Annotated in this window: 8 protein-coding genes; 6 read left to right on the top strand and 2 right to left on the bottom strand. The window is 72.4% G+C overall.

Annotated elements, in window-relative coordinates; genetic code table 11:
- Positions 1 to 21: 21 nt before the first annotated feature.
- Positions 22 to 777 (top strand): arylamine N-acetyltransferase family protein, encoded by a 756-nt coding sequence (locus MYMAC_RS06185; RefSeq protein ID WP_095957405.1) that lies wholly within the window; start codon positions 22 to 24, stop codon positions 775 to 777.
- 140 nt (positions 778 to 917) lie between these two features.
- Positions 918 to 4,580, top strand: coding sequence for a DUF3857 domain-containing protein (locus MYMAC_RS06180; RefSeq protein ID WP_095957404.1), 3,663 nt, complete (start codon positions 918 to 920; stop codon positions 4,578 to 4,580).
- Between the two features lie 59 nt (positions 4,581 to 4,639).
- On the opposite strand, the gene MYMAC_RS06175 is transcribed toward MYMAC_RS06180, so the two are convergent.
- Both MYMAC_RS06175 and MYMAC_RS06170 read right to left on the bottom strand, forming a co-directional pair.
- Entirely contained in the window at positions 4,640 to 6,808 is a 2,169-nt protein-coding gene (locus MYMAC_RS06175; protein ID WP_095957403.1) for a bifunctional alpha,alpha-trehalose-phosphate synthase (UDP-forming)/trehalose-phosphatase, read from the bottom strand.
- Positions 6,809 to 6,822: 14 nt separating this feature from the next.
- Positions 6,823 to 7,974, bottom strand: a complete 1,152-nt coding sequence (locus MYMAC_RS06170) for a hypothetical protein (protein WP_095957402.1) — start codon at positions 7,972 to 7,974, stop codon at positions 6,823 to 6,825.
- Positions 7,975 to 8,042: 68 nt separating this feature from the next.
- On the opposite strand from MYMAC_RS06170, the gene MYMAC_RS06165 reads away from it, so the two are divergent.
- The 4 genes from MYMAC_RS06165 to MYMAC_RS06150 all read left to right on the top strand — a co-directional run bounded on the left by MYMAC_RS06165 (position 8,043) and on the right by MYMAC_RS06150 (position 12,558).
- A complete protein-coding gene (locus MYMAC_RS06165) occupies positions 8,043 to 9,314 on the top strand; it encodes a sensor histidine kinase (RefSeq protein ID WP_204817418.1) in 1,272 nt (423 codons plus the stop codon).
- The gene (locus MYMAC_RS06160; protein WP_095957401.1) at positions 9,311 to 10,663 is read left to right on the top strand and encodes a sigma-54-dependent transcriptional regulator; all 1,353 of its coding nucleotides are present in this window, start codon (positions 9,311 to 9,313) and stop codon (positions 10,661 to 10,663) included. Before MYMAC_RS06165 ends, MYMAC_RS06160 begins: the two co-directional genes overlap by 4 nt.
- Positions 10,664 to 10,768: 105 nt before the next feature.
- Positions 10,769 to 12,241, top strand: a complete 1,473-nt coding sequence (locus MYMAC_RS06155) for a DUF6209 family protein (protein ID WP_095957400.1) — start codon at positions 10,769 to 10,771, stop codon at positions 12,239 to 12,241.
- Positions 12,238 to 12,558, top strand: a complete 321-nt coding sequence (locus tag MYMAC_RS06150; RefSeq protein WP_013935629.1) for a hypothetical protein — start codon at positions 12,238 to 12,240, stop codon at positions 12,556 to 12,558. Before MYMAC_RS06155 ends, MYMAC_RS06150 begins: the two co-directional genes overlap by 4 nt.
- Positions 12,559 to 12,560: the final 2 nt, after the last annotated feature.

The following is a 12,560-nucleotide window of genomic DNA, read 5'->3' as shown; positions in this document are numbered from 1 at the left end:
ACCTGCGTTAGACATGGCCCCATGTTCGACGTCGCGCGCTACCTGGAGCGGATCGGCGTGGGGCCGGAGCCGTCCCTCGCGGGGCTGCACCGGGCCCACCTGGAGGCCGTGCCCTTCGAGAACCTGGACATCCACCTGAAGCGGCCCATCCGGCTCGACACGGACGCCTTCTTCCAGAAGGTCGTCGTCCAGCGACGCGGCGGCTTCTGCTACGAGCTCAACGGCCTCTTCGCCCGGCTGCTGACGGCGCTGGGCCACCGCGTGACGCTCCTGTCCGCGGGCGTGGCCACGGACTCCGGCCAGCCCCCCTTCGGCCCCGACTTCGACCACCTGGCCCTCCAGGTCGAGGACGGCCAGGGCCGCTGGCTCGCGGATGTCGGCTTTGGTGAGTGCTTCACCGAGCCCCTGCGCCTGGACACCCACGACGTCCAGGTGCGCGCCGGACGCGCCTACCGGCTCTCACCCGAGGGGGACGACCTCGTCCTCTGGAGCGAGAAGCCCTCCGGCTGGAAGCCGGAGTACCGCCTCTCCCTCGAGCCCCGCCAGTTCGCGGACTTCGAGGGCATGTGCCGCTACCACCAGACCTCCCCGGACTCCATCTTCACCCAGCGGCGGCTGTGCACCCGGCTGACGCCGGACGGGCGCGTCACCATCAAGGAAGGCACGCTCGTCCTCACCCGCGGCGGCGCCCGGACCGAGCAGCCCCTCGCGGACGAGGCCGCGCTGCGGCGCGCGCTCGCCGAACACTGCGGCGTCATCCTCCCTGGTCCGGAGTAGTGCGCACCTGTCCCCACCCCGACCTTCATCGTACATTCCCATGCAGGGGAAGCCTCTGAAGGGTTCGCCTGTTCATCCGCGTCGACGCCCCCTGCCCGGGGCTGGCGCCCCTCACCGTAGCCGCCCACCCAGGAGAACGGATGTCCCGCTTCACATTGCTGGCCGCAGTCTTCGTGCTCACCTGCCCGCTGTGGGCGCAGGCGAAGCCGGCCGCGGATGCGATTGCCCGCGCCCACGCGGCCGAGGCGATGAAGCAGGCCTCCTCCCCCCGAAGCGCCGCCAGCCTGCTGCGGATGCACGCGCTGGTGGACGAGGTGGAGGACCTGACGCCCCTCTTGAGCACCTACGCCTACGTGGCCTCCCGGCGCAGCTCGGACCCGAACGCCCGCGCCACCGCGCAGATGCTGCTGCTGGACACCGAGCGCGCCCGGGGCCGGCTGGTGCGCGCCAACGAGGTGAAGCAGTGGCTGGGCTACGTGGGCGACTACTACGTCACCGGAGGCTTCGAGAACGAGGGCAAGGCCGGGTGTGACACCGACTTCGGCCCCGAGGCCGCCCAGTTGGACCTGTCCGCCACCTACCCCGCGGCCAAGGGAGGCAACGCCACCTGGCGCAAGCTGACGGCGAACACCGCGGACGGCTACATCGACCTTGCCGCCGCCATCCGCCCCAACCGCGAGGCCGTGGCCTACGCCGTCACCTGGCTGGAGGCCCCCCAGGAGTCGCGCGTGTCGCTGGGCGTGGGCACCTCCGGCGCGTTCCGCCTGTGGGTGAACGGGCAGCTCGCCGCGAAGGAGGACCGCTACAACCTGCCGCGCCCGGACCAGTCCCGCGTGTCCGTGAGGCTGCGCAAGGGCCTCAACCGCGTGCTGGTGAAGGTGTGCCAGGAGGCCGGCCCGCTGGGCTTCTACCTGCGCCAGGAGTCACCCACCGTGCGCGCCACGCTGCCGGCGAAGGCGCCCGCCCTGGAGCGCGGCGCCGCGCCGCAGCCCCAGCCGCTGCCCACCCTCACCTCCGCCCTGCGCGCCCTGGTGGAGAAGCACCCGGATGACGCCGCGCTGCGCGGTGACTACGCCCGGGTCCTGAACTTCTTCCGCGCCTACGACGCGCGCGAGCACACCGCCAGCGCGGAGGCCGCGCTCGCCGCGGAGCGCGCGCCCAAGGACGCCAGCCTCCAGCTCCTCGCCGCCCAGACGCAGCGGGATGACATGAACGAGCGGCGCCGCTTCCTGGAGGCCGCGCTCGCCGCCGACCCCGCCATGCCGGAGGCCCGCGTGGCCCTGGCCGAGCACGAGCTGGACGGCGGCCACCCCGAGCGCGTGCAGCCGCTGGTGGCCCCCGTGCTGGAGAAGCGGCCGGATGACGTCAACGCGCGGCTGGTGCTGGCGCGCGCGCACGAGGCGCTGGGCGAGCGCCCCAGGGCCCATGCGCTGGTGGAGGAGACGTTCCGCCTGCAGCCCCGTGCGCCTCGCGCGGTGCGCGCCGCGGCGCAGGTCTCCCGTCACCTCGACCGCAGCCGCGAGGCCATGGACCGGATGCGCGTGGTGCTGGCGCTGCGCTTCGACGACACCAGCACGCGCCACATGCTGGCCACGATGCTGGCGGAGGCCGGGCAGGTGGACTCCGCCCAGCGCGAGTACGCCCAGCTCGTGAAGCTCAATCCCTTCGACAACGGCTCGCGCGTGCGGCTGGCGGAGCTGAAGGCCAGCAACGGCGCGGTGGAGGAGGCCGTCGCCCTCTTCGCCGAGGCCCGCGAGCTGTCCCCGGACGAGCCGGAGGTCTACGAGCGCGAGGGCCGCGCCCTGCTGGCCGCCGGCCGCCGTGAGCCGGCGCTGGCCTCCTTCGAGCGCTCGCTCGTGCTGCGCCCGCAGAACCCGGGCCTGAAGGAAGCCCTGCGCGCCCTCAAGGGCGAGAGCACCGCCACCGGCATGCAGTACCTGGTGGACGCCCAGCCGCTGGCCAAGGAGGCGGAGGCCTACGTCCACGAGGACGCCCTCTACCTGGTGGACAACACCTACGTGCGCGTCCAGCAGAGCGGCCTGTCCAGCCGCCTGCACCAGCGGGTGGTCAAGGTCTACAACGCGCGCGGCGTGGACGCGTTCCGCACCGTGCCCGTCACCTACTCACCGGACCGCCAGGAGGTGCGCGTGCTGCGCGCCCGCGTCATCAAGGCGGATGGCTCCGTGGTGGAGAGCTACGGTGAGAACGACCGCAACATCAACGAGCCGTGGACGGGCATGTACTACGACGCCCGCGCCAAGATTCTCTCCTTCCCCTCGCTGGCGGCGGGCGACACGCTGGAGCTGACGTACCGCCTGGACGACACCGCGCAGGACAACCTCCTGTCGGACTACTGGGGTGACGTGGAGAGCGTGCAGGGCGTCTACCCGAAGGTGCGCTTCCAGTACCTGGTGGACATGCCGCAGGCGCGGCCCCTGTACTGGAACAAGGGCAAGCTGACCGGCCTGGAGAGCGCGCAGGAGTCGCTGGACGGCGGCCGCGTGCTGTACCGCTGGAACGCGAAGCACGTCGCCAAGGTGGTGCCGGAGCCCGGCATGCCCGGCTGGGCGGAGGTGGCGCAGAACCTCCACGTCTCCACGTACCAGACGTGGGACCAGGTGGGCCGCTACTGGTGGGGCCTGGTGAGGGACCAGCTCCAGCCCAACGCGGAGCTGCGGCAGACGGTGGACCAGGTCCTCCAGGGCGTGGACCGCAAGAATGAGCTGGCGGTGGTGCGCGCCATCTACAACTTCGTGGTGACGAACACGCGCTACGTGGCGCTGGAGTTCGGCATCCACGGCTTCAAGCCCTACCGCGTGGACCGCGTGCTGGCGCGCCGCTTCGGCGACTGCAAGGACAAGGCGAGCCTCATCCACGCCATGCTCCAGGTGGCGGGCGTGGAGAGCCGGCTGGTGCTGCTGCGCATGCGCAACCTGGGCTCCATTGGCGAGGAGGTGGCGAGCCTGGCGGCCTTCAACCACGCCATCGCCTACGTGCCCAAGTTCGACCTGTACCTGGACGGCACCGCGGAGTTCCACGGCGCCAACGAGCTGCCCAGCGCGGACCGGGTGGCCAACGTGCTGGTGGTGGAGCCCAACGGCAAGAGCACCTTCCTCACCACGCCGGAGGCGAAGGCGGCGGACAACGCCACGCGCATGTCGCTGGACGTGACGCTCCGCGCGGACGGCGGCGCCGAAATCACCGGCGCCAGCACCGTGGGCGGGCAGCACGCGCCCGACTATCGCCGCGCCTACCGGCCGGAGGCCACGCGCAAGTCCACCTTCGAGCGCGCCTGGGCGCAGAGCTTCCCCGGCCTCACCGTGCACGAGGTGAAGCTGAGCGACACCACCCGCCTGGATGACAACGTGGCGCTGGACTTCAGGATGAGCATCCCGCGCTACTCGGAGGTGCTGCCTGGCGGCATGCGCTTCCTGCCCTTCGGCACCGGCCGCACCTACCAGCAGGCCTACGCCTCGCTGGCCCAGCGCCGCTTCGACCTGGTGATGTCCAGCCCGTGGACCAACGGCTTCCTGCTGCGCTACACGCTGCCCGCCGGCTGGACGGTGGCGGAGCTGCCCCAGGCGGTGGAGGAGACGACGAAGTTCGGCCACATCAAGCTGAGCTACCGCCTGGAGGGCGGCAAGCTGGTGGCCGAGGGCGAGGTGGCCCTCACCACCGCGCGCGTGTCCGCGGATGACTACCCCGCGTTCCGCGAGTTCCTCGGCCGCGTGGACCGCGCCTTCGGCCGCCGCGTGCTCATCCAGAACGCGGAGAACCGCACCGCGTCCTCCACCACGCCGTAACGCCGCGCCGCGAGGCCCGCGCCCGCCGCTTCCACGGCGGGCGCGTCAGGCCACGGCGCTCACGGCTCGAGCAGTCCGGCCAGCAGCGCCCGGACCTCGGCCGGCCCCTTCACGCGGAAGGCCGCGCGCGAGGGCTTGTTGCCCGCGTGGATGGTGAGCCCGCCGGGCGGAATGGACGCGAAGAGGTCCTCGTCCGTGCGGTCGTCGCCCACGGCCACCACCCGCGTCCCCGGCGCCGCGCCCTTCGTCGCCTCGCCCACCACGCGGCCCTTGTGCACGCCCTGGGGACGAATCTCCACCACCTTGTCCCCGGAGAGGATGTCCATGGACTGCCCGGCGAACTTCTCCGCCAGGTAGAGCCGCAGCTCGCGGGACTGCAGGGCGCCGAACTCCGCGTCCACCAGCCGGTAGTGCCAGGCCAGCGAGGCCGTCTTCTCCTCCACGAAGGAGCCCGGCACGCGCGCGGAGAAGGCCTCCAGCTCGGGGCGCACGCGCTCCTTCCAGTCGAACGTCACGCCCTCCAGCATCCGCCACGGCTCGCCCTGCGCGGGGCGGGACCACAGGCCGTGCTCCGCGTACAGGCCCATGGGCAAATCCCCCAGCCACTCCTCCAGCGTCTCCTTGGGCCGGCCGCTGACGATGCTCACCGAGACGCCGGGCCGGGCCACCAGCTTCTCCAGCAACGCCTTCAGCGCCGCGTCCGGCGCGGCCAGCTCCGGCCGGGGCGCGTAGCCCACCAGCGTCCCGTCATAGTCGAGCAGGAGCTGCAGCCGCTCCGACTGCTTCATCTGCGCCAGCGCCTCGGTGGCGCCCGCCTCGGCGCGCACGGACACCGGCGGCAGGGCCTGGAGCCGCTCCAGGAAGGAGGACGTCCACCAGTGCACGTCCCGCGACTTCACCTGCTTTCGCATCGAGCGCATGCGCGTCTGGCGCTCCTCCTCCGCCATCCCCAGCGCCTTCTCGATGGCGTCCGCCATGGCGTCCACGTCGTAGGGGTTGACGACGAGCGCGCCCCCCAGCTCGGCGGCGGCGCCCGCGAACTCGCTGAGCACCAGCACGCCGTCGTCATCCGGCCGCGCCGCGCAGAACTCCTTGGCCACCAGGTTCATGCCGTCCCGCACCGGCGTGACGAGCATCACGTCCGCGCCGCGGTACAGCCCCACGAGCTGCCGCTCGTTGAAGGAGCGGTAGAGGTAGTGCACGGGCACGTTGTGCACCGTGCCGTACGTGCCGTTGATGCGGCCCACCAGCTCGTCCACCAGCTCGCGGTAGTTGGCGTAGGCCTCCACCGAGGTGCGGCTGGGCACCGCCACCTGGATGAAGCGCAGGCGCCCACGCCACGCCGGCGTGCGCTCCAGCACGCGCTGCACCGCCAGGAGCCGCCGCGGGATCCCCTTGGTGTAGTCCAGCCGGTCGATGCCCAGCAGGATGCGCTGCCCCTCCGCGGACCGGCGCAGGTTGGCCACCTCGTCCAGCATGCCGGGCTCGCTCGCGAGCGACTCGAAGGACTGCGCGTCGATGCCCATGGGGAAGGCCCCCACGCGCACGTCACGCCCCTCCCAGATGACCCGGTCGATGTCCGTGTCCAACCCCAGGTGCCGCAACAGCGCGCCGGAGAAGTGCCGCACGTAGCTGACGGTGTGGAAGCCGATGAGGTCCGCGCCCAGCAGCCCCTTCAGCAGCTCATGCCGGCGCGGCAGCGTGCTGAAGATTTCCGACGAGGGGAACGGGATGTGGTGGAAGTAGCCGATGCGCGCGCCGGGCAGGCGCTGGCGCAGCATGCCGGGCACCAGCATCAACTGGTAGTCATGCACCCAGATGGTGTCCCCGGGCTGATAGTGCTTCGCCACCAGGTCCGCGAAGCGCTCGTTGACCTTGCGGTACACCTCCCAGTCCCGGTCCTGCCGCGGGATGCGTTCCAGCATGTAGTGGCACAGCGGCCACAACACGCGGTTGGAGTAGCCCTCGTAGTAGCGGCTCACCTCGCTGGCGGTCAGCGTCAGCGGCACGCAGCGCTGCTCGGCGAGCTGCGCGTCCACGCGGGCGCGCTGGTTCTCCGTCAGGCGGGAGACATCCCCCGGCCAGCCAATCCACAGGCCCCCCGAGCGTTCGTGCGGGCGGCGCAGGCCGGTGGCCAGGCCTCCCGCGCTGCGGACCACGGAGACAGTGTCCTTCTCCACCTTGACGGTGACAGGAAGCCGATTCGAGACGAGTAGGAGTCGGGACATAGGCCCCTCCTGCATTAGTCACTTCGCGCGGGAATGGCCATGGTCGAAACGGGCGGCATGCCAGAAGAGGGCCCCGGGTGTCCGGTGGCCATCGGTGCCCAGCCCAGGCGTGACAGCAGCGCGGGCTGCCGGCCCGGCTTCCACACGAAGGCGTCCAGCACGTAGTGCGTGGCCTGCGGCAACGCGAGCAGCGGCACCACGAGCGCCAGCACGTCCGGAGGCAGCGTCACGAGGCCCTCGCCGAAGAGCGCGCCGTGCTCGCGCCACACGGCCTGGTCCCAGAGGAACTCCTCCGCCAGGGCCAGCGCCACCAGGAACAGCAGGAAGCCCGGCAACCCCGCGCGCAGCAGCGCCGCCCCCGCGCCATAGCCGCCCTCCGCCAGGCGCCCCCGCGCGTAGCGGAAGAGCAGCGCGAAGTAGGGCACGCCGTGCAGCACCACGTTCATCACGGTGAAGGTGAAGTCGTCCCGCGCGACGACGATGCCGCCGAACCACGCCACCCACGTCGCCACCACCAGCAGCACCTTGCCGGCCTGCACGCCCTCGCCGCGCACCACGCGCGCGGCCTGGCAACCGGCCCACGCGAGGAGCACGACCGCGTGGAGCCCCAGCCCCACCGTGCCCGCCCAGGACGGCAGGCCCGCCAGGAAGTCTCCGGGCATGAACCACCAGAAGGCGCGCGGCAGGTTCGCATGCCACCACACGACGGGGCCCAGCGTGGCGGCGTAGATGGCCGCGGCGTCCAGGCGCCGCTCCAGCGGGGTGACGCGCGCCTTGCGGTCATACAGCGCCACCCAGCCGTACTGCTGCCGCACGAAGTGGCTGAGCGCGACGTAGGCGAACAGCGACCAGAACGTGCCCGGCGATACCAGGTACGCGAGCACGCCCGCCACATAGGCGGCCAGCGGCGCGCCCAGGTAGAGCCCGGGCCGGGTCCGCAGCTCCTCCGGGTCCAGGTAGGTGCGGAACAGCGTGGACCAGACGTGGGCCACGTCCACGCAGACGACGAAGAGGAGCCACGCCCACAGCGGCGTGTCCCCCGCCACGCCGAGCCAGGGCGCGGCGAGCACGAAGGCCACGGACACGAGCGCGCTGCCAGCGAAGACGGACAGGTCCACTCCCGGGCTGAACAGCCAGCGCTGGGAGGGCGCGAGGAGACGAGGCATCGGAGCCGGACAGCCTACCAGAGTCTCCGCGCCCAGGACTCGGCGCCGGGTCCGCGCCTGGATGCGGTATGAACCGCCCCATGCACGCCGCGCCTCCAGAGGCCCTCACGCACGGTGACAAGGTGGGCGTTGGCCTCGCCGCGAAGGTTCCGCTGCCACCGCCGCGCTTCCGGCGCAGGCTGCTGGCGGTGATGCTGCTCGCGGGGTGGGTGCCGCTGGTGCTGCTCGGCGTGGTGGCGCAGGGCGCGCTGGAGCGCGTGCTGTCGGTGTCCATCGCGCCGGTGGAGGGCGTGCTGGACGAGGTCGCCGCGGAGCTGGCGCGGCGGGAGCTGCCGCGGGACTCGCTCAACGAGGCGCGGCTCAACCTGGCGCAGGCGGAGCTGGCGCGGCGGGCCCTGGTGCGCCGCGTGCCCGCCTTCATCACCGCCCTGGTCCTGATTTCCGGCGCGGCGCTGTCGGTGGCCGCGGTGCTGCTCGGCCGCGCCCTCACGCGGCCGGTGCGCACCCTCACCGAGGGCATGTGGGCCTACGCGCGCGGGGACCTGTCCGTGCGGCTGTCCGCGCCCGACGCTCCGCGCGACGAGCTCCAGTTCCTCCTGGGCCAGTTCAACCGCATGGGCCAGGAGCTGCTGTCGCAGCGCGAGCGCCTCAAGTCCGCCGAGCAGATTGCCGCCTGGCAGGACGTGGCCCGCGCGCTCGCCCACGAGCTGAAGAACCCCCTCACCGCAATGAAGCTGTCGCTCGCGCGTCTGAGCCGGACGGATGTGCCCACGCCCCACGACAGCACCCGCATCACCGAGGCCGTGGCCCTCCTCCAGGAAGAGGTGGACCTGCTGATGCGGATGACCCAGAGCTTCTCCACCTTCGCGCGCCTGCCCGCGCCGCGCTTCCAGGACGTGCCCCTGCGCCCGCTGCTGGCCGAGGTGTGCACCCTGTACGCGGGCACCTCCCCCGTCCCCGTGGAGCTGCGCCCCGGCGAGGAGGCCACGCTGCGCGCGGACCCGGACGGCCTGCGCCGCCTCTTCGGCAACCTGGTGAAGAACGCCACCGAGGCCTCCGCCGCCAGCGCCGCGCCCGTCCACGTCACGCTGGAGTCGCCCCAGCCGGGCACCGTGCGCGTCACCGTGGCGGACGGGGGCAGCGGCGTGCCCACCGTGCTCGAAGGCGCGGCCCTCACCCGCGGCCTCTTCAGCACCAAGCCCGGCGGCAGCGGGCTGGGCCTGCCCATCTCCCAGAAAATCGTCCACGAGCACGGCGGCAGCCTGCGCCTGGAACCCGCGCCAGGTGGCGGTACGCTCGCGCGCGTGGAACTGCCCCTCACCCCGCCCGCCTCCGCATGAAGCCCGGCCCTCGCATCCTCGTCGTCGATGACGACTCCGGTGTCCTCAAGGCCCTGCGCGGCCTGTTGAGCGACGAGGGCTTCACGCCCGTGGAGGCCCGCTCCACCGCGGAGGCCACCCGGGCGCTCGACGCGCCCGAAGGCCCTCCGGCGATGATGCTGCTCGACCTGCGCATGCCGGGTGAGACGGGGCTCGAGTTGCTCGCGCGGCTGCCCCGGCCATTTGCCACGCCCGTGGTGGTGCTGTCCGGCGAGGCCTCCCCCGCCGAGGCCGTGCAGGCGCTGCGGCTGGGCGCGACGGACTTCGTGGAGAAGCCGCCCTCCCCCGAGCGCCTGCTCACCGCGATACGCAACGCGCTGGCGCTGGGCGCGCTCCAGGAGGAGCGCGAGCGGCTGCTGGACGCGCTGGCCCGCCCCGGCCACCTGGTGGGGGACAGCCCCAGCATGGCGGCGCTGCGCCAGCTCATCGCGCGCGTGGGCCCCAGCGACACCGCCATCCTCATCACGGGCGAGACCGGCACGGGCAAGGAGCGCGTCGCGCGGGCGCTGCACCTCGCGTCGGGGCGCAAGGGCCGGCTCGTCGCCGTCAACTGCGCGGCCATCCCCTCCACCCTGCTGGAGAGCGAGCTGTTCGGCCACGAGAAGGGCGCCTTCTCCGGCGCCCTGTCCCGGCGCGCGGGCCGCATCGAGCAGGCGCACGGCGGCACGCTGTTCCTCGACGAGCTGGGCGACATGCCCCTGGAGCTCCAGGCCAAGCTGCTGCGCGTCCTGGAGACCAAGGAGGTGGAGCGGCTGGGCGGAACCCTGCCCGTGCCGGTGGACGCGCGTGTCGTCGCGGCCACGCACCAGGACCTCGCCCGCGCGGTGAAGGAGGGCCGCTTCCGGCAGGACCTCTACTTCCGCCTCAACGTGATGCCGCTCCAGGTGCCGCCCCTGCGCGAGCGCCCGGAGGACCTGCTCCCCCTGGCGCGCGCCTTCGCGGCCGAGTTCGCCGGTCCCCAGGTCTCCCTCGTGCTCGCCCCCGGCGCGGAGGCCGCGCTCCGCGCCTATCCGTGGCCGGGCAACGTGCGCGAGCTGCGCAACCTCATCGAGCGCCTCAACCTGCTCCGGGGCGAGGGCCCGCTCACGCTCGGGCCGGAGCTCGTCGCCGCGCCGCGGGCCGCCGCCGTGGCCGCCCGCCCCTCCCTGGGCCAGAAGAGCTACCGCGAGCATGTGGAGGATTTTGAACGCGAGCTGATCCGCGCGGCGCTCCAGGAAGGCGAAAGCATCGCCGGCGCCGCGCGGCTGCTGCAGGTGGACCGGGGCAACCTCTACCGGCGCATCAAGGCCCTGGGACTCCCCGTCACCTGAGGCCACGCTCCGGGTGTCGACGCAACCCGTGGAGCTCCCGCGCGATAATGGGAGCCGGGCCCAGGCCCGAGCCCAGGTCTACCCCCACCGGGAGTGCTGTCCCCCATGTCGAACCGCATCGGCCGGTCCACCTTCGTCCCCCCCACCCCGACGCCCGCGGCCACCGCCCAGGAGCGTGAGCGCGCCGGACGCGCCACCGCACAGGGAACGCCCGCGGCGAAGGCCCACGTCGACCAGTTCGAGACGCGCGGCGGCGCCCGGAAGGCCTCCCTGCTGACGGGGACGAGCGCCCAGGCGGCCCGCGCGGAGCTGCCGCCGTCGAAGGCCGCGGACCTCCAGCCGCGGGTCCACGCGGCCACGGGCTACGCGGCGCACTTCGGCGCCAACGGCCAGCGCGGTGGAACGGCCTTCGTGGACGGCCAGGGCAGCGTCGCGCTTCCTCCGGGCAGCGGACGCGGGCCTTCCTTCCACGCCGAGGCCGGCAAGCCGCTGACGGTGACGCTCGACCCGTCGCGCGTCATGAAGTCCACGGAGAAGCTGGAGCTGGTGTGGCGCACGGTGCCGGGCGGCACCGAGACGGCCATCCCCCTCTCCGACGGCACCCGGGACCCGGCCACCGGCAAGCTGAACACGATTCCGGCGACCTTCGAGCTGCCCCAGGACGCCTTCGGCCTGGTGCGCATGTCCATCCGGACCACCGACGCGAGCGGCCGGGTCAGCAACCAGTGGGACCCCAGCTACGACGCCGCGGTGGCGCCGCCGGAAGCGGCCACGGTGGTCTTCTCGGATGACTGGAAGACGACGGTGGAGGGCTCGCTGCGCGCGGGCGACACGCTGAAGCTCGCCTACGACAAGGACCGGCTCGCCGAGCTCATCGGCAAGACGCCCTCGGACGTGGTGGCCTCCGTGTCCTTCAACGGCGAGCCGCCCATCGACGTGCCGCTCACCGTGACGCCGGACGCGGAGGGCAAGCCGGGCGCGATGTTCATGCCGTCCCTCAAGATTCCCCTGGAGGCGACGCAGATGTCGCTCTGGTTCAAGGGCCAGGGCGAAGGCGCCACGGGCTGGGACTCGTCCTTCGGGAAGAACTTCCAGTTCGACATCGGCACCGCGCGCGACGACGCGGACCCGGGCTGGAAGGCGGAGATGCTCCGCAGCAAGAGCTTCCCCAACCTCACCGAGGAGAAGTTCGTGGGCATCGGCCCCTCCACGCAGCGCTACAACTGCATCGCCTGGACGCTGGGCGTCCGCGACGAATGGGTGTGGCCGGGCACGAAGGTGGAGGACTTCGACAAGCTGTACGCGGACCAGGGCTTCAAGCCCCTGGACACCGTGGACCTCAGCCACGACCCGAACCTGGAGAAGGTCGTCATCTACGGCCTCGAGCCGAGGAGCGGCACGGGCCCGCTCGAGGTGACGCACGGTGCGCTGATGGACGAGCAGGGCCGCTTCACGAGCAAGATTGGTACCCAGCCCCTCATCCGGCACAACAGCGCTGACGACCTCAGCGGTCCTTCGTATGGTGAGCCGGTGCGCGTCTATGTGCGCCCCCGTCAGCCCCCGGTGAATGCCTCATGAGTGATGTCGCCGCCCGCTTCGACCGGCTCGCCCAGGAGTGGGAAGCACACTGCGCCGCGCACCGCGAGGCATCCAACCCCTTCGTCTTCCTGAACCACCCCAGCTTCGAGTCCCTCGTCGCCCTGGGGCGCCCCGCCGTGCCGTTCGTCATCGAGCGCTACCGCGAAGGCAGCCTCTTCTGGGGCGCCGTCCTGCGCCGCATCACCGGCATCGATACGTACGGTGACGGCGTCGTGGGCAAGCTCGACGCCACCCGGCGGGGTTGGCTGGACTGGTGGACGCAGCACGAGGCGGAGTTCACCCGCGGCGAGGCGTGAAG

Origin of the sequence: Corallococcus macrosporus DSM 14697 (genome assembly GCF_002305895.1) — a bacterium.
Lineage (GTDB): Bacteria > Myxococcota > Myxococcia > Myxococcales > Myxococcaceae > Myxococcus > Myxococcus macrosporus.
The sequence above is the reverse complement of the archived record's forward strand: the minus strand, read 5'-3'. Positions and strand labels throughout refer to the sequence as shown.

Coding starts and splice junctions, on each gene's coding strand:
- MYMAC_RS06185 (WP_095957405.1), top strand. CDS start 22: ATGTTCGACGTCGCGCGCTACCTGGAGCGGATCGGCGTGGGGCCGGAG.
- MYMAC_RS06180 (WP_095957404.1), top strand. CDS start 918: ATGTCCCGCTTCACATTGCTGGCCGCAGTCTTCGTGCTCACCTGCCCG.
- MYMAC_RS06175 (WP_095957403.1), bottom strand. CDS start 6,808: ATGTCCCGACTCCTACTCGTCTCGAATCGGCTTCCTGTCACCGTCAAG.
- MYMAC_RS06170 (WP_095957402.1), bottom strand. CDS start 7,974: ATGCCTCGTCTCCTCGCGCCCTCCCAGCGCTGGCTGTTCAGCCCGGGA.
- MYMAC_RS06165 (WP_204817418.1), top strand. CDS start 8,043: ATGAACCGCCCCATGCACGCCGCGCCTCCAGAGGCCCTCACGCACGGT.
- MYMAC_RS06160 (WP_095957401.1), top strand. CDS start 9,311: ATGAAGCCCGGCCCTCGCATCCTCGTCGTCGATGACGACTCCGGTGTC.
- MYMAC_RS06155 (WP_095957400.1), top strand. CDS start 10,769: ATGTCGAACCGCATCGGCCGGTCCACCTTCGTCCCCCCCACCCCGACG.
- MYMAC_RS06150 (WP_013935629.1), top strand. CDS start 12,238: ATGAGTGATGTCGCCGCCCGCTTCGACCGGCTCGCCCAGGAGTGGGAA.